The organism is Mesorhizobium kamtschaticum (assembly GCF_056174585.1).
On sequence record NZ_JBWBWI020000002.1, the window covers coordinates 194888 to 211385 of the forward strand.

The 16498-nt window shown below is 59.6% G+C and carries 12 protein-coding genes and 3 pseudogenes; 5 read left to right on the forward strand and 10 right to left on the reverse strand.

The window, feature by feature from the left end:
* Positions 1–113: 113 nt before the first annotated feature.
* Both AC0V7N_RS36675 and AC0V7N_RS36680 read left to right on the forward strand, forming a co-directional pair.
* Positions 114–884: pseudogene (locus AC0V7N_RS36675) on the forward strand (IS5 family transposase).
* A 487-nt stretch (positions 885–1371) separates the two neighbouring features.
* Positions 1372–2617: pseudogene (locus AC0V7N_RS36680) on the forward strand (IS256 family transposase).
* Positions 2618–3013: 396 nt separating this feature from the next.
* On the opposite strand, the gene AC0V7N_RS36685 reads toward AC0V7N_RS36680, so the two are convergent.
* From AC0V7N_RS36685 to phnF, 3 genes are all read right to left on the reverse strand, one after another.
* On the reverse strand, positions 3014–3367 hold the full coding sequence (locus AC0V7N_RS36685) for an antibiotic biosynthesis monooxygenase (protein WP_496628343.1): 354 nt from the start codon (positions 3365–3367) through the stop codon (positions 3014–3016).
* A gap of 138 nt (positions 3368–3505) precedes the next feature.
* Positions 3506–4372 (reverse strand): TauD/TfdA family dioxygenase, encoded by an 867-nt coding sequence (locus AC0V7N_RS36690; RefSeq protein ID WP_496628344.1) that lies wholly within the window; start codon positions 4370–4372, stop codon positions 3506–3508.
* Between the two features lie 125 nt (positions 4373–4497).
* A complete protein-coding gene (phnF, locus tag AC0V7N_RS36695) occupies positions 4498–5217 on the reverse strand; it encodes a phosphonate metabolism transcriptional regulator PhnF (protein ID WP_496628345.1) in 720 nt (239 codons plus the stop codon).
* Between the two features lie 187 nt (positions 5218–5404).
* Between phnF and AC0V7N_RS36700 the strand changes: the two genes are divergently transcribed.
* Positions 5405–6679: an extracellular solute-binding protein gene (locus AC0V7N_RS36700; protein WP_496628346.1), complete on the forward strand. Its 1275-nt coding sequence runs from the start codon at positions 5405–5407 to the stop codon at positions 6677–6679.
* Between the two features lie 464 nt (positions 6680–7143).
* On the opposite strand, the gene AC0V7N_RS36705 is transcribed toward AC0V7N_RS36700, so the two are convergent.
* On the reverse strand, positions 7144–7485 hold the full coding sequence (locus AC0V7N_RS36705; protein WP_496628347.1) for a hypothetical protein: 342 nt from the start codon (positions 7483–7485) through the stop codon (positions 7144–7146).
* A gap of 64 nt (positions 7486–7549) precedes the next feature.
* Positions 7550–7995 (reverse strand): annotated as a pseudogene (locus AC0V7N_RS36710) (ISAzo13-like element transposase-related protein); the annotation flags it as partial.
* A gap of 1249 nt (positions 7996–9244) precedes the next feature.
* Here AC0V7N_RS36710 and AC0V7N_RS36715 point away from each other — a divergent pair.
* Positions 9245–10396, forward strand: a complete 1152-nt coding sequence (locus tag AC0V7N_RS36715) for an aminotransferase class I/II-fold pyridoxal phosphate-dependent enzyme (protein WP_496628348.1) — start codon at positions 9245–9247, stop codon at positions 10394–10396.
* 57 nt (positions 10397–10453) lie between these two features.
* The gene (locus tag AC0V7N_RS36720; protein WP_496628349.1) at positions 10454–11230 is read left to right on the forward strand and encodes a methyltransferase domain-containing protein; all 777 of its coding nucleotides are present in this window, start codon (positions 10454–10456) and stop codon (positions 11228–11230) included.
* A 213-nt stretch (positions 11231–11443) separates the two neighbouring features.
* Here AC0V7N_RS36720 and AC0V7N_RS36725 read toward each other — a convergent pair whose 3' ends face one another.
* From AC0V7N_RS36725 to AC0V7N_RS36745, 5 genes are read right to left on the reverse strand one after another with little or no spacing between them, the layout of a single operon-like run.
* On the reverse strand, positions 11444–12244 hold the full coding sequence (locus AC0V7N_RS36725) for an SDR family oxidoreductase (protein ID WP_496628350.1): 801 nt from the start codon (positions 12242–12244) through the stop codon (positions 11444–11446).
* Positions 12241–13839, reverse strand: a complete 1599-nt coding sequence (locus AC0V7N_RS36730) for a hypothetical protein (protein ID WP_496628351.1) — start codon at positions 13837–13839, stop codon at positions 12241–12243. The genes AC0V7N_RS36725 and AC0V7N_RS36730 overlap by 4 nt, the downstream gene beginning before the upstream one ends.
* Entirely contained in the window at positions 13839–14447 is a 609-nt protein-coding gene (locus AC0V7N_RS36735) for a CDP-alcohol phosphatidyltransferase family protein (RefSeq protein ID WP_496628352.1), read from the reverse strand. Before AC0V7N_RS36735 ends, AC0V7N_RS36730 begins: the two co-directional genes overlap by 1 nt.
* Positions 14448–14471: 24 nt before the next feature.
* Positions 14472–15251, reverse strand: coding sequence for a sugar phosphate nucleotidyltransferase (locus AC0V7N_RS36740; protein WP_496628353.1), 780 nt, complete (start codon positions 15249–15251; stop codon positions 14472–14474).
* A complete protein-coding gene (locus AC0V7N_RS36745; protein WP_496628428.1) occupies positions 15248–16483 on the reverse strand; it encodes an aminotransferase class I/II-fold pyridoxal phosphate-dependent enzyme in 1236 nt (411 codons plus the stop codon). Before AC0V7N_RS36745 ends, AC0V7N_RS36740 begins: the two co-directional genes overlap by 4 nt.
* Between the last annotated feature and the right edge of the window lie 15 nt (positions 16484–16498).

A 16498-nucleotide genomic window follows, 5' to 3' on the forward strand; every position in this document is an offset into this window, starting at 1 on the left:
GCTCATCTGAAAACAAAAATGCAACTGTAATGCTAGGCTTCGTGGACAAAGCTTGACGCTAGACTCGGTCGCTGATTCAAGGCTGTCTTTTGGAGGCAGCGTTGGGCGAGCGGATTGGGGTATCGGACGAGGAATGGGCACTGATCGGGCCGCTGCTGCCAGCAGAGCGGGGTCGAGGGTGCCGTCCGGCGCAGGATAATCGGCGCTATATCGAAGGCATGATGTGGATGGCCCGAACCGGAGCGCAATGGCGTCATCTGCCTGATGAATATGGCAAGTGGAACAGCGTCTTCCGCCGATACCGGCGATGGGTCGCGACGGGGGTGTTCGATGCGCTGCTCGAAACGCTCGCCGAGATGGTGGAACGCGATGCCACCGCCGACATGATCGATAGCACCGTTGTCCGGGCACATCATTGTGCAGTCGGCATAAAAGGGGACTCAGGAAACTGAGGCGCTTGGCCGATCGCGCGGCGGCTTCACCACCAAACTCCATGCGCGGTGCGACGGAAAAGGCCGACCTCTCGGCTTCGTCCTGACACCTGGCCAGGCGCATGATATTCAAGGCTTCGGCCCGCTGTTTCGAATGATCGCCGACCGTATCGAGGCGCTCCTGGCGGACAAGGGTTATGACTCCGACGCTATCCGCGAAGAGATCGCCAAAGCCGGCGTCCAAGCGGTCATCCCCGCAAAAGCAACCGCCGCGCCCCCATCCCGCATGATCGCGAGAAATACCGTTGGCGCAACCTCGTCGAGCGCCTGTTTAACAAGCTGAAGAACTGGTGCCGTATTGCCACACGCTACGACAAGACCAAGGAATCCTATCTTGGCTTCGTGGCGCTCGCCTCAATCAAACTATGGCTGCCCTTTGTCCATGAAGCCTAGGCGCTGAAGGACGAGCGCGCCCGGCTGAAGAACCTGCCGCCGCGTCCCCCGGTCAGGCCGTCGGGCATGGAGAAAGCGACGCAGCCGTCATCTGGCATAGCACTGTCAAAATCGCTCGCAAATGCCTGCATGATTACGTTTCGGACGGAATATTAGCAATCTCTTGACGAACCGCCGGCCGCGCCAGGAGTTTGCCGCTCTTACGCCATGCCCGCATGCGCGGCGGCGGTGGGTACTTGTGGTGGACAGGGTTTGGTGGGGGCTAGAGGGGCCGCGCTTCAGGCCAGAAAACCGTGAAGACGATGACACTCCGATGCGGTCGGGCAGACAAGCCGTCCGACCAAATAGGAGAAGACCGGCGCGAGGTGCCCGGTGCCGTCGCAGGAGTGGTTGGAATTGTGAGTTGGCGTAGTCTCCGGGGTGTCAAACCTCGAATCATCCGGCGTTAGAGCGCCGGACAGGAGACTACGCCATGACAAGGACTACCATGAATGCGGAAGCCGTTCATCCTGGGGATGAGGCGACGAGCTATCTTTTCGACAACTGGTTTGATCCGATCGAAGCTGGCCTGCGCGCGCGGGTGCGCAGCTTCATCGAGACGATGCTCGAGACCGAGCTGGACGCGGTGCTTGCCCGTCCCCGTTATGGCCGGCAGCCGGCGGCGCGCAGTGATGAGACCACCGGTGTCGCCGGCCACCGCCACGGCAGCCGGACGCGCACGCTGACGGGGACCTTCGGCACCACCGAGATCACGGTTCCGCGGGCACGCCTCGATGCCGGCGAGGACAAGACGGTGGAAGAGCAAGGCCTTGCGCGCCTATCAGCGGCGCACGATGGCCGCCGACGCGCTGATCGCGTCGAGCTACCTGGCGGGCACGAACACCAGGCGCGTGCGGCGTGCGCTCGCCGCGCTGTTCGGCGGCGCGATCGGCAAGGACGTCGTCAGCCGCACCTGGCGCAAGGTGAAGACGGACTGGGACGCCTGGAATGCCCGCTCTCTGGCCGACGAGCCGATCGTGCGCCTGATCCTCGACGGGACGGTGGTTCGTGTCAGGCTCGACCGCAAGGCGACCTCGATCTCGCTGCTCGTGGTCATCGGTGTGCGCGCGGACGGCCAGAAGATCCTGCTCGCGGTCAAGAATATGGGTGGCGAGACGACGGAGGCCTGGCGGGCCATTCTCGACGATCTCGTCGGGCGCGGCCTGCGCCGACCTGAGTTTCTCATCGTCGACGGCGCGCCCGGACTGGACAGGGCGATCGCGGCCCTTTGGGACGGCGTGCCGGTTCAAAGATGCACGGTTCACAAGCATAGGAATTTGCTCGCCCACGCTCCCGAGCGCCTGCACGAGGAGATCAGCGCCGATTACACCGACATGATCTACGCGGCCACGCCGGAGGAGGTCGAGAGCCGCCGCAAGGCGTTCCTGCGCAAATGGCGGCTCAAGTGCCGGGCGGTGGCCGACAGCCTGGAGGAGACCGGCGAGCGTCTCTTCGCTTTCACCCGACTGCCGCCGAGCCAATGGAAAAGCGCCAGAACAACAAACGCGATTGAGCGTCTGCATGAGGAGTTCAAGCGACGCATCAAGACCCAGACCGTGCTGCCTTCGGCCGAAACCGCAGCCATGCTGTTCTGGGCGCTGATGGCATCCGGTCAAATCTCGATGCGAAAAATCGACGGCTGGGAGACACTTCCAATCAAGCCGCTCGATCAGCAGATTGACCTCGCCGCTTGAACCGATAAGCTCAACCTACCGGAGGCTGCTCCGCCGATTTCCAACACTATCCGCTACGGCACCAGGTGCCCAGTGGACGAGGTACTGACCTTCGGTCTCGGGTTGCCTTAAGCAATCAGGCGGCTTTGCGTTCCTTCAAAGCCTTCTCGGAGGCATCCTTGATCGGCTTGGAATACGTCCTCGGTAGCTTTCATCATCACGGCGTGGAAGCCCTTCGCCTGCTCGGCGGACTCTTTCGATCTATTTGCGCAGGAAAGCGGTCTGCAGTTCGAAGAACTCGGAGGGACGGACAGCAATAACTGGGACGCTCGCCTGAAATCGGAGCTGAACGCAATGTCACGCCGAGCTTCTGTTAACCTGACAACGCCACCGCCACACAATCTCCTGGCTTCATGTTCACACCGCCGATCTCGAGCGGAACGCCGCTGGCTCCCGCCCTCCCTCGTCTTGCACCAATCGGTGGTAGGTCGTGACACGCCTATCGACGACCCAAGGGGCGACCACAGCATCGAACCGGCGAAAGTGCTCCGTGGAAAGATGCTCCTTGAATGCGGCCTCACTATTGTAAACCTCATAGAGGAAAATCTCTGACCCATCCTGGTTTTCGCAGACATCAAACACACTGCATCCCGGCTCCAATCTGCGAGAGGCGGATGCGTTCTCCAGAATGGCTTCACGGAACACGCCTCGGTACGCCATCTTCACCTCGAATGTCACGATCACGACGTAGCTGTCACGGTAAGCCTTCATGCGACCCTCGGGATGCATCCGGCAGAGCCGCGATCGTGGCGCAATTTGCGCTGCCACCAAACTCCATTGGGAGGTTCGCGCCCCTTCTCCCGAACAGATCGGCCGTCGCCGAGCGAAGGCCGGCTGCTCCAAGCTTGGTCATTGCGGTCGCTCTCCGTCTGTCGTCACGTGCCAGAGAATTCGCTCCTCGAGCGCGTCGAATGACTCGCGGCGGTGCAAGGAAAAGCGGTTATCGAAGAGCATGAGGTCTCCCGGCTCGATGCTGTCGCCCCAGTAGCCCGGGTATCGTTCGATGACGCTCCACAGAACGTTCGAAAGCTTTTCACTTTCTTCGGCGGACAGCCCTTCGATCAGGCATTCTCGCTGACGCGGCGGGAAAAGCGAAGGCCGGCCCGTCGCGAGCTCGCGGCGCACCAGCGGATGCGCTGGGCCGATGTGGCGGCGGTCGGCACCCTCTGGAAGAGACCGGATTTCTTCCGCATATTCCGGAGCATAGGCAAATACCGAGTAGTGAATGGCCTTCAAAGGAAGGATGAAATCCGCAAGCGCCTTGGGAAGGCTCTCGTAGACCGCCTGAAGGTCCATGAAAGAGGTCTTGGGCGGCCGGCGGCTCGGGGCCTTGCGGCCGTAAAGGAAGGTGAGGGCAGTCGGCGTGTCGAGATAGCTGCCATCGGTATGCCAGGAAAGTTCGGAGGAATCACCATCCCCCAGTACAGCTCCGTCACGCGACACATTCGAGACGACCTTGATTTGCGGATGTTCGGGAATATGCACGGCAGCTCCCGAATTGGGACGCCGCAACGCGCGGACCGGACCAAAGAGGCCGGCAAGCTTAACCAGTTTCCCCGCATCGAGCTGTTGACCACGGAAGCGCAGCACCTTGTAGCGCGCGACAAGGCTTTGGACCTCCTCAATCTGCCCGTTGGTGCCATTGACGAGGTTGCGCAAGTCCATGTCCGTTATGTCGGCCCCCAGCATGGGGGAAAGGGGTTCTGCGGTCAGCAATATCAATCTCCGTTTCAGATTCAGTCGCATCAATCGCGTCGTTGATGCAAATCAAACATAGACAACTAGATTTGTCAATTCCGGCAATACGACACGATGACGCTTGTGGTCTGGATCGACGGAACTCAGTAGTCGAGGATGAAGTCGACGCGGCTACCGCAGTAAGCCGTCACACCGAGAAACACCGGCACATCAGCTTCGTCGATGTTAAGAATTTCCAACTGAAAAACAGGGTCCTGCGCCGACATTTTCAGGTGGCGGGCTTCCTCTGCTTCGGGCAGGCGGCATCTGATGCGGACCGTCTTGCGTCGGAAGTTTTTCACGCCTAACTCAGCCATAATTTCCGATAGCGATATCCGCAAGCTCTGGCCAGCAGGTATCCGGGAAATAACCTCCTCGACGTCTGGAAACCGTTCCATCGGAAGATGGATTAAAGCGTAATGGACCGGCATTCCGTTTGCCTCGCCGAGCAGCGTGACCGTCATGATCGGGGAGCCTGCCTTTATCTGCAGATGATCTGCGATTGCCGCCGGTGCCGGATAGGTAATCGACGACAGGAGTTGCCTTGTCGGCACGCGCATGTTTTCGAGCAGGTTTTGCTCGAAACGGGTCTGGGTCCCGATATGGTAAGCGATGGCATCTTCGACCACGAAGGTACCGCGTCCACGCTCTGAGCGCACAAGTCCTCGGGCCTGGAGATGTGAAAGCGCGCGCCGCACTGTATGGCGGTTGACCCCGAAACGCGTTGCAAGTTCGACATCGCCCGGCAACCGCCCACCAGACTCCAAAACGCCACCTTCGATTTCCTTGACAAGCGTGTCGCTGATGTTCTGCCAGATCGCCATTTCCAATCCCCGTGCTTTACATCTCGCTGACGCCGCTCGCGTCGGCAAGACGCCTAACGTTGCCCTTTCCCGTCATCTGGTTGTCACATGGTATCACTATTAACATAGTTGTCTATGTTAATCATACAAATTTACACCGCTCGGCGAATACGGTACCCGCCATCCTACGATCATGAGGAGGATCGAGATGACCACAAGACGAAAAGTACTGGCAACAGGTCTGGCTGGCCTTGGCCTACTGGCAGTATCCCATACCCGCGCTGCTGCCTCGAAGATTACGCTTCAGGTTGCCTATGCGCCTGCCAATTTCTCTGCCATGTATGATGACCTGTTAAAGGCCTTTATGAAGGAGAATCCCGATATCGCGGTCACTGCACGTAGCTTCGCCACTTACGGCGATCTTATGCAGGACAATCTAAGGGCGCAGATTACCGGCAACCTGCCCGACGTGTCACATGAAGGCCTGAACCTCATCCGCATCTATGCCGACAAAAAGCTCGCGATGGCGCTCGACGGCTACATCGCTCGCGACAGCGACTGGAGCGCCGCGGGCTATCCTGAGATAGTCCAGAAGATCGGTGCGGTCGACGGCAAGGTCTACGCCATCCCCTTTGCGGTTTCTACGCCGACATTGTTTTTTAATCTGGACCTCGTGAAGCGCGCTGGCGGCAATCCCGACAAGCTGCCGACGGACTGGCCCGAAATCTTTGCGCTCGCCAAGGCGATCGATGCGTTGGACAACAACATTTCCGGGATCTATTACGATTATGCTGCCAGCAGCGCGTTCGCATTCGAGACGCTGTTGTTCAGTCGCGGCGGCGCAATGATGAGCCCGGACGAAAAGACGCTGCTGATCGACGGCCCGGAAGGGAAATGGACAATGGACATGTTGCGGCGCTTTGGCGAAGCTGGCCAGGTCGACATGTCGCGCAACGATGCCCTCCAGACCTTCATCGCGGGAACGCTAGGCATCTATTGGAATACAAGCAGCCAGCTCGGCAATTTCGACAAGAACATTGGCGATCGCTTCCGTTACGTCATGACCTCCATTCCCCTACACAAGAATGGTCATCTTCCGGCCGCCGGCAACGGCATGGTTATGTTCAGCGCCGACGATGCACGCCGCGAAGCAGCCTGGAAATACATCAAGTTCGCTTCGAGCCCGAAAGGCCAGGCGATCATGGCGAAGAAGAGCGGATATGTTCCAGTTAATAGCCGCACGCTTGACGATGGTGCTATGCGGGCTTTCTACAATGCCCATCCAAACTACGCGGTCGCGCTGACGCAGATCAAGGATCTGACGGGCTGGTATCTATTCCCCGGCGAGAACGGCGTGAAAGCGAACGATACCTTGACCAAGGCCATGCGCGAAGTCGTGACATTGCGCAAGTCGCCTGACCAAGCGCTCGCCGAAGTGACGGCCGAGATTAGAGAGCTCATTGGCGATTCTCCTGCTCACTGAATAACCTTCTAGGCGGGCATGCAGGGGGCGGCATTCGCTACTGGCGGCGCAGCCGGCAAATATCCACTTTCCAAATCGAGGTTCCGCACATGATTCGAAGACGAAACGCAATCCATCCTGTTTGATGGAGAGAAGCGCATCGAGCACGCTGGAATTGCAAGTCTGCAGATCTCAGACGAGGGACCCCGAGCGCCCACTTTTGGTCTTTCTGCCCGGCGGCGGGCATCTCGCGCGCATTGCATATGGCAACTTCGCCTCCCGCCGCGCCGATTTCCTGGACTATTGGCTCGAAAGCCATAAGATGGGGCTGTTAGCCTGAAAAATTCAGGGCGGGTTGGCGGATGTGGTTCAAGCCTTTGAAATGACGTAGGATTCGGTTGCTAAGGGCTCGGCGCGGAACAAACGCTTCATGTGATGACCCGTAAGCGGGAGGAATTCGGATCGACGCGCGGCGATTGATGGCGTCAGAAGCCGCGGCCGCGCTGCCGCTTGAGTTTTTTGATACGCCGGCGTTGGTAGGCATCGATGTCGCGGAACAGCGGAAAGCGACGATCGAAGAGGAGGTGGGTGATGGAGACGATATGGACAGCCGCCGTGTCGTCACCGCCGATGTCGAGGCAACAGGCAACGCCGCCCTCGTCGCCGAGATTCTGCACGTCAACCACCTGACACCTTGCGGGAATTGGGATCTCGGGCGATTTTGCTTCGAGGCTACGCTGTAGATCTTTGGTGATGGCTGCGTCGATCGGTAACAAATCCTTCAGCTTGGAGATGAGGAGATCGGTTTTCTCAGGAACATCGATCATCTTTGTGCTCTTGATTGTAAGATGGGCGGTTGCTGTCTTTGAGGTGGATGGGCTGAGGAGAACCCTAGATCGCGCGGTTTGCGCTGGGAGCCAAAGGTCCATGGTCAATCGATGTGCATGGCAGTGGTGAGATCGTATAGTTCCACTCGCCGTGAAAGTCGTCGTGGGCAAGGTTGTTGGCGGCCATTTCGGCGTCGGAGACCTTGATCGCTTTGGGATACGCGTTTGCGTCGAGGTAGCATTGCACATCGATGCCTTTGTCCGTCGTCGTCGCTCCGATCAGTTGGACGATGACCTCGTGGCTGATCAGCGGCTTGCCGCGGCAGTTCTGCGTGATGAAGTAAAGAGGCGATACTCGATACGGTTCCACTTGCTCGTACCGGGTGGGTGGTGGGCGACAGTAATGGCCAATCCGGTTTCGTTGGCGAAGGTCTGAAGCTCGCGCTTCCACAAGCGCACGCATGCGCCATTGCCGCCACCGCAATCGACGGTGATGAGGAGGCTGGTCGCGCCGAGAAAGCCGGCGACCAACAGCAGCATTGCGCGGATTTCATGCGCCTGCCCCACGTTCTATCGCGATCTGGCCACCTGATGATTGTCAAGCGGCAGAGTTTGGTTCGGATTGCGGCATTTGCATGCTTGAGAGTCCTTTCACTTGTTTTCCCATGCGTGTCTATAGGAAAACCTTCTTGTGTCCGAAACTGGACAAGAATGTCGCAAGCCTGGTCGCCAAGGCCGAGCCACCGGTTACCAGGCAAGCGCTGTAACGCAAACGGAGCGCTAATTCGGCACGCAACTTGCTTCGATGATTCCATCAAAGGAAGGTCAGCAGTGCGTCACGGGGCTAAGCGGCAATTGGCAAGTCCCTCGACGTTAACCCGGACAAGCGGCGGCGGTGCTTTGTGGACCGCAGGACGACGTCTTCGAACGATGATAAACGTGATCATGTTCTGCAACAGCCACAAGCATCTGAAAGGAAGCGCAGCGTGAGACATTATATGGGCCTTGATATCGCAGTGAAAGAGCATCGTCCACCCGGTTCCTGTTCCGAACTGGGTCGTTGCGGTGCGCCACGAGCGATGCGACGGCCGCTCGGTTGGTACCTCGGGCCGAAGCACTGGAGGCAGTTGGCTTCGGGACCGGGCTTTGCTCGCGATCAGAGGTCCGTGAGTTGGAGCCTTTGCTGAATGATGGCGCGATCGTAGAGCCAGCGTTGATTTTGCCGGGTGGTGGCTTAACGGTAAAGCACTCGTGACGATGATGAATTTCCGAGCCTTCGCAACAGGCCGGCTCGACATGAGACGTGCGCAGGTGGACTCCATTGTGCAGACGCGCGACGGCGTATCTGTACGCCTCGGCACAGAGATCAGCACGGTAGACAATGCGGTCGTCGCTGTCGGGCCGGCAACAACTGCGTTTCTTAGCCAGAACGGATATTCCCTTCCCACCTCCGTCTCAACGGGCACCCTGATCACGGTTACTTCGCCAGAACGCGTCTTGCATCATATCTTCTACAGCGAGGAATTTCACGTTCGGCCGCAAGGTGGGAATCAATATTTGATACGGTTTCCGGATCACAAGGATGCATCTGCGGTCGCAGAATCCCCCGTTGAGGCTGGATCAATCATTGCCGCTCTCGGCAGATGGTTTCCCGATACGCCATTCCAAATCGAATGTGCAATCTGTAGGTCCTGCGTCATCCCACATCATCCGGGGCCGGTTGCGGGCCCTTCAAGCGGCGACTTAACTGGAGACACCAATGCTAGACTCACTCAATGCTTTCGATGCGCGTTCAGCGGCGAGCGCCGAGACTATCGATCTTGGTCGCACCATGGCACCGACCCCGCTAGCGTTCTCGCAGTTCCTTCGAAACGGGATCAGCAACCTGGTATTGGAAAACGACCTCAGCACTCTGGTCCGTCACCATCGGTTCCTCGGCACCGATACCGATAAGCTCCTTGGGGCGAGATGGCTGGCGCCGCGATTGGGAGATTCGGTTCCCCTCGATCGGCTTTTGGTGACGGGCGGCACACAAAGCGCCCTCCTCGTTTTGCTTGGCACATTATTGAAGCCAGGTGATTTAGTTCTGACCGAACTGCTCACCTACCCCGCGGTTAGGCCGCTCACCAACCTCCTTGGCCTCAAGCTGGACGGGGTAGAAATCGACTCTGATGGAATCCTCCCCGATGCGCTGGAGGACTGCTGCCGTCGCCTGGCACCGGCCCTGCTGTTCACCAGTCCCACGGTCCAAAATCCCACAACCTCGATAATGCCAGCCGCGCGCCGGGCAGAAATTGCCGCGATCACGAGAAAACATAACGTACTGATCGTCGAGGACGATGTTCAGGCGCTTTTAGTCGATGATCCGCCGCCTCCGATTTCAACTTATGCCCCAGAAATCAGTTGGTATGTGATGAGCTTGGCCAAATCGATCTCGATCGGCCTACGCGTAGCATATCTCGTTGGGCCTGATGCTGGCTCCGTCAGCAGCCTGCGGTCCAATTTGAGGAGCGTTTCCAGTTGGTTCGTTTCGCCGCTGTCAGCCGCATTGGTGCAGACATGGATGCAAGACGGCTCGGCCCACAAGATCCTGACGGAAGTTAAGAACGAGAGCCGAGTGCGACAAAGGCTTGCATCTGAGATCCTGCGGGATTTTGAATTCGAGACGAAACCGTGCGCACTACACCTGTGGATGCCGTTGCCAGCTGGATGGTCGTCGGAGGCCTTTGGCGAGCATTCGGAGGCCTTGGGGGTGCATGTCCAGACTTCCAGACTGTTCACGTTGCCGGGCAATCAGCCACCAGCGTCGATTCGTGTATCACTGGGTCGACCCTTGGAGCATGGGACCCTTAGTCGCGCGTTAGAGATACTGGCCGGCTTACTGCGTACCGCCCGACCGGCGTCCGGATGAGCGCCGACGATCGATCTCGACTGTGAGAATAAAGGGATCATCACGAGGTGAGTTCAAATGGAAGCCGCGATTGTTTTCAACGACTTTAGTTACTCGGCCGCAAACTATGAGTACAAGCCCGATTACTCGGCCATCGTGGTTGACAGTTTGGTCCGGTACGTCGGTGCCCATAATGTGCTAGGCGCCGTCGTCGATGTCGGCGCCGGAACAGGTAAGCTAACTCGCATGTTGGCAGACCGCGGAGCCCGAGGCATCGCGATCGAACCGAACGAGCAGATGCGCGCCGAGGGGATTAAGATGTCCGCCGGCGATTCTTCGTTCGCCTGGCTACCTGGCACGGCAGAGGTCACAGGTCAGCCGACTGGATCAGCCGACTGGGTTTGCATGGCTGGCGTATTGCAGTGTATTGACGCGTCGCGGGCCTTAAGTGAGACTAGGCGAATCCTTCGCGAGAATGGGTTTCTTACCGTGATGTCACGGTTAGCAGACCTGGGTAACGATCCCATCCACGACGAAATTGAAGACCTAATCTCGAAGCGTGTGCCGAACGTGCGGCGCGCGCCACAGGAGGTGAGGAAATTTCTGGCTACTTTGCCCTCTTTGCTGACCTCTAGCGGCGGCTTCAGAGATTCTCTCTACATGGAAGCCAGTCAGGACGAAATGGTTTCCGCTGAGCGTTTCATCGCGTCGCTGAGGGCAGCCCACGATATTCCGAGCCAAATTGGTATCGAGCGGTGGGAGACACTGATCGCAGAGATCGGCCGCATTCTGCCCACCACGGATACCTTCCGCCTGAGGTACCGCACCTACGCATGGACGGTGATTAAGGCATAGCTTTGGAAACGAGAAATCAAGAAAGGAACCGACACGACGTTGGCCTTGCTATCTTCCCGCTCCGGGCGATACTGCATCCTCCCATGTCCGCGGGGGCTCCAACTCACGCATCCGCACTGCAATTGCGACGTCGGGTGCGACTTCGTTGATGACAAATGGCAGCATTTCGCATTCCTCTCTCCGAGATACAAAACTGTTTCACCCGTGTCATGGTTACGCGCTCGCGGTCAGCCCTCCGTCCACAAAGAGGATCTGGCCCGTAACGAAACGGGCTAAGGGTGATGCAAAGAAAAGGACCGCTCCAGCAACATCGACTGGCGCTGCTAGGCGGCCAAACGGAATGTTCGATACCGCATGTTGAAATGCGTCCGGATCCTCAAGCGCCTGGTCGTTCTTTCGCGTCCGAACAGCGCCGGGAGCCACGCCATTGACCGTGATGCTGTGAGGGGCGAGCTCTGTCGCTTGCTGTTTCATGAGGATAGCTAAGCCACCCTTCGCCGCACACATTGCGCTGTATCCGCGGCCACGGAAGCCAAGTGACGACCGTACCGAAAGCAGATGAACCTGGCTGCCTCCCTTCGCCGTGGAAATCTGGTGTTTGGCAACCGCCTGCGAGAGAAACATCCCAGCGCGCAAGGTGTTCGCGTAGACCTCGTCGAAGGCCTCCTCGGTCACTTCGAGCAGCTTCTGCTCCTTATGGAACCCTACACAGTTGACGAGAATATCAATCGACCCATGTTTCGCCGCGAGAGAACCTGTTAAGTCGCGGAGGGCTTGGATGTTGCAGGCGTCCACCTCGAGCCCTTCGGCATCCCATAGTCTTGCGTTGAATTCTTCGGCAAGATTTCGAGCGTGGTCCCCGTTTCGACCGGCGATAAGGCACTTCGCACCCGCTGCCGCCAGCATCTCGGAGATTGTTGTTCCTATCGCCCCGTATCCACCGACAACGAGCGCGACCTTGCCGAACAAGCACGTCGGGTTCTGGAGAGGCATTTCACGGTCCGCAACCGTCATTGCGACCTCCCGGACCGGGACGATGAACGAGGTAGGTTATCGTCATCGGCAGTCGCGGAAACACGCGTCGCCCGCCACGTCCCGGGCCCATACTGGGTCTTGAAAACGGGCCCCAGATGCTCCGGCGCCGCACCACCAAACCTTGCGGTTCCCGTCATCACGCCGTTTTCTCCAACTTTTCCTTTGAACTGGCAAAACAGGTGAATGGGCGTCGTTCCGTGCTCGGCCTCAAATTCGACGCCATGGCCGCTCACTTTGCCACGAATGCGTCCACAACCGGCTGCGGTCTGAAGGGCGCCTGAGAGATCCGGACCGTTTTGCCGGAGTCCGGCCTGATACACCTTCGACCCATGGAGGAACTGTATCTCAACCCGCCAATTGCCCGTAACGTCAGCCTGCGGGCGCGGTATCAAACCGGACCGGACGAACGACTGAGGTCGATCGAAAGCGGCGGCCAGCCCACGTCCAACGGTGTCCGCCTCTTCGTCGGACAGGTTGATAGGATCTAGGACTATCGACGTCGGAGTGGACCAGAAATCGTGGATCAGAATCCGTGGACGCCGCTCGAGCAGCGCGAGCCTGAGAGCCTCAGCGTCGAGGGGGACCACGGTCTGGTCCCAGTTCACCTTCAGTCGCGTCGCCGTGACGGATCCGGCCCAGGTCAGAACCTCCGTCTCGACGCCGGCGACACCGGCGAGGTGGGTGGCGATCCGCTGCAGGCGCGGGAGCCACTGGTCGCGCTCTGCTCTTGCCTTGGGTGAAGTGATCCACCGGTCCAGAGCGACGACGGCGCCAACCGCTTCTTCCTTGCCCACCTTCATGCAGCGGCCGAAGGCCTGGTGCGGCGCGCCGTTCCACCACATGGCTTCGCAGAGTCGTTTCCGGCCGAGCACGATGGCGGTCGACTGCGGCCCGCGGATATATTTGCCGCCTGCATAGATGACGAGATCTGCACCGCGGCTGGTCCAGGGATCAGGGTTCGCCGGCGAGAGCCCGGCCGCATTGACGAGAACCGGCACCCCGCTCGTGCACGCGGGGTCAAGAACATCGTTCAGCGGAAGTGAGGACGAGCCGTCCATGCGGCCAAGCAGGCAGACCATCGCCACACCGCCCGCGCCGAGAACTCTCGACAGCTCATCGAGCGTCGCGACACTGACGATGTCGGCGCCGGCGATCCGGATTGCCTGCTCATAGGCGAAGCGCTGTTCGGCCGGAATGATCACCTTGTTCCGCAACCCGGACGTGTCCGGCAGTCGCAACATCAACTCGGGGTTATTGCCTGCGATGCATGCCGCTGTCGCAAGGGCCAAGCTGGCAGCTGTCCCCGCCGTAACAAGTCCCCATTCCGCGCCGGTCAGTCCAGCCAGCTTTCTGCCAATCCCTTCGGCCAGCTCGTCGAGATCTACAAAGGCTTGCGCAGCGGCGTTCATCGCATTGACGACGTCGTCGGCCGGGTTGCTCGCGCCGTAGTTCGTGCGCACGCCAGCACAGTTGATCAACGGCTCGACGCCGAACCACCGGTATATCCAGCCGGGCGATTCCGGCTCGCTCGGCGCCTGGGCCGACCATGCCGACGAGAGAGACAATGACGACATCACACCGTCCCTCGCCAAACGAGGATCATCGACGCGGTCACTGCTAAGAGCGTGATTGCCAGATACATGGCCCGGTTCGGCGATGGCACGCGAACCGACGCCACATGGGCAACGCTCAAAAGAGCGAAGACGGTGTTCACGGCCGGCAGGAACCTCGCCGCGGGCATGAAGGGCTGGACGAGGACCAAGGCGGCCATCAAGGGAATGTCGTAGGACAGCGGCACACCGAAAAACCGGCCGTCATCTGACTTTCCGAAGTTCGCGAAATAGCTCAGGCGAATGGCGCCGGCGAGCAGCAGCGCCGTGGCGACGAAGAAGGAGACGAGCGAGGCGCCATTTAGCTGCACGAGGATGATCGCGGGAAGGATGGCGCCATAGATGATGTCGCCGAACCCGTCGAGGCTCTTGCCCATTTTCGCCATGTCCGGCGAGCGGTTTCGGGTTCTCCTAGCGACTACCCCATCCAGGTGATCCGCGAGAACGGCCCACAAAGCTGCGCCGACCGCCAGATCGATCTGCCCCGCCAATGCAAAATAGAGAGCAATCGAGGAGCACAGTAGCCCGACCGTGGTGATGGCATTAGCAGGATCAACGAGGTAGCGAAGCATCTTACACTCTCCCAGACTTGGTCGTCACCAGGCGATATCCCGTGCCGTCATGAACATGGCTTCGGCGAAACGCAAGTCCGCCTCATTGTCGATCTCGTACCATTTGAGGCCGTCGCATCGGGCAGCCGCGATCTGCAACCCTTTCTCGCGCACCAGGTTCGACAGAAGCTCTTCGGTGTAGGATTTGACGGCTCCGGCGTTGATGATGTGATTGAGATGCGGAACGATCGTCCGACGCAGATCTTCTCCGGAAAAGCGGATCAGGTTCATCATTTTGAAGAGAGGCGGCGAACCATCATCAAGGTTCGCTGCCGTCTGCTTCATCCGCACCTCGGCGATGTAGCCGCTGTTCGTCAGGACCACGGCAGAACCTTCCATCGCCGGGCTGAACGGCGCAACGGCAGCGACATTGTCCGCATCGCCCAGCGTCAGGTAGCGAAGCGCATCCGGCTCGAAAAACACGTCGCCTTCGAGCAGATAGGTGTCCCCGGCCAAGAGCGTATCGCGCGCCAGCCATAGCGAGTAGGCACTGCCCGTCCGGTCGAAGACGTCAGACTCGATATAGTCGATGCCGAGATCGCCGAAGCGTCGGCCGCAGGAATATTGGATCGCGTCTTTGCGATAGCCGACGACGATCGTCACCTCCCGCACCCCGACGACCTCGAGGTTCTGTAAGGCGTTGTGAAGGATCGGCGTGCCATTGATCTCGACCAGCGGCTTCGGCCGCAGATCGGTGAGCGGATGCAGGCGCGAGCCAACCCCGGCGGCAAGAATCACCGCCTTTCTCGGAGCAATTGCAGTCATGGGTCTAAGCCCCTCTTGTTTTGGTTGTTGCGACTATCCCTTCGGTTCCAGGCGTTAAGGACGCCGACCACACGCTCTAGGCCCGCCTCGAGTTGCCCCGGCGGAATGCCATAGGAGAGCCTGAGCCCCATGGGATCGCCGAAGGCAGTGCCTGACACGCCGGCCACGCCGGCCTGCGCGAGCAGCGCGGCCACGATGTCGTCAGCCGTCCTGGCGTGACCATTGGCGATCGTCGACCGCAACAGGCCGGACAGATCGAGATAGAAATAGAACCCGCCCTGTGCTTCAGGCATCGGCACGCTCTGCAGTTCGGAGAGGGCGGTAAGCCCAGCCTGCCGCGCCGCCGTCAATTGACCCTTGAGCCGGGCTTCAAAGGCGCCATCTCCCTCACGGAGGTGGTGCAGCACGGCGTGCTGGGCAACGACATTCGGGTTCGATGTCGTGTGCGACTGAAGCGCCTTGACAGCCGAGATCAGTTCCTTCGGCGCAGCGAGATACCCGATGCGCCAGCCAGTGAGGGCCAGGCTTTTGGAGAAGGCATTGACGATCACCGTCCGGGCCCGGACCTCCGGGACGAGCGACACGATCGGATGATGCCGATGGCCATCATGGGTGAAGGGGCAGTAACATTCATCGAAGATGATCCAGAGGTCCCGATCCATCGCGAGTTGGGCGATGCCCGCAAGGGTCTTCGCGTCGTACACAGCGCCGCTGGGGTTGGCGGGCGTGTTGACGACGATGGCCCGGGTCAGCGGCGTGATGACGCGTTGGATGTCGTCGATCCGTGGAACGCAGCCGTTTCCTCGCGTGTCGATATGGACTGGGGTGCCGCCGGCGATCTGGACCTGCGCTGGGAATGTCGTCCAGTAGGGTGCGGGAATGATGACTTGGTCGCCGGGATTGATCAGTGTCATCGCCACGTTGAAAAGAGCCTGCTTGGCGCCGTTCGTCACGGCGATCTCGTCGGCCCGCCAGAGCTGCCCCGTCTCGACCGATACCTTCCGTGCCAGCGCCTCGCGCAACTCCGTCAAGCCGATCGTGTCGGTGTAACGGTTCAGGCCTTGTCGAATCGCCTCGATCGCTCCGTCCCGGATCGTTGGTGCCAGATCGCTCCAGATCTCGCCGGCCGTGAGATCAACAATCACCATCCCGGCATCGGTGGCAGCCTTCGCCGCGGCGCGGGCGGCCGCGGTCCCCGACGATTTGAACAAGTTTGTCCGTGACGCCAACATGCGCGTTTCCATCTT

What these genes read in the sequence shown, in the direction of transcription:
- AC0V7N_RS36685 (WP_496628343.1), bottom strand. Translation starts at nt 3,367, where the DNA reads ATGAAGGCTTACCGTGACAGCTACGTCGTGATCGTGACATTCGAGGTG.
- phnF (WP_496628345.1), bottom strand. Translation starts at nt 5,217, where the DNA reads ATGGCGATCTGGCAGAACATCAGCGACACGCTTGTCAAGGAAATCGAA.
- AC0V7N_RS36700 (WP_496628346.1), top strand. Translation starts at nt 5,405, where the DNA reads ATGACCACAAGACGAAAAGTACTGGCAACAGGTCTGGCTGGCCTTGGC.
- AC0V7N_RS36705 (WP_496628347.1), bottom strand. Translation starts at nt 7,485, where the DNA reads ATGATCGATGTTCCTGAGAAAACCGATCTCCTCATCTCCAAGCTGAAG.
- AC0V7N_RS36715 (WP_496628348.1), top strand. Translation starts at nt 9,245, where the DNA reads ATGCTAGACTCACTCAATGCTTTCGATGCGCGTTCAGCGGCGAGCGCC.
- AC0V7N_RS36720 (WP_496628349.1), top strand. Translation starts at nt 10,454, where the DNA reads ATGGAAGCCGCGATTGTTTTCAACGACTTTAGTTACTCGGCCGCAAAC.
- AC0V7N_RS36725 (WP_496628350.1), bottom strand. Translation starts at nt 12,244, where the DNA reads ATGACGGTTGCGGACCGTGAAATGCCTCTCCAGAACCCGACGTGCTTG.
- AC0V7N_RS36730 (WP_496628351.1), bottom strand. Translation starts at nt 13,839, where the DNA reads ATGTCGTCATTGTCTCTCTCGTCGGCATGGTCGGCCCAGGCGCCGAGC.
- AC0V7N_RS36735 (WP_496628352.1), bottom strand. Translation starts at nt 14,447, where the DNA reads ATGCTTCGCTACCTCGTTGATCCTGCTAATGCCATCACCACGGTCGGG.
- AC0V7N_RS36740 (WP_496628353.1), bottom strand. Translation starts at nt 15,251, where the DNA reads ATGACTGCAATTGCTCCGAGAAAGGCGGTGATTCTTGCCGCCGGGGTT.
- AC0V7N_RS36745 (WP_496628428.1), bottom strand. Translation starts at nt 16,483, where the DNA reads ATGTTGGCGTCACGGACAAACTTGTTCAAATCGTCGGGGACCGCGGCC.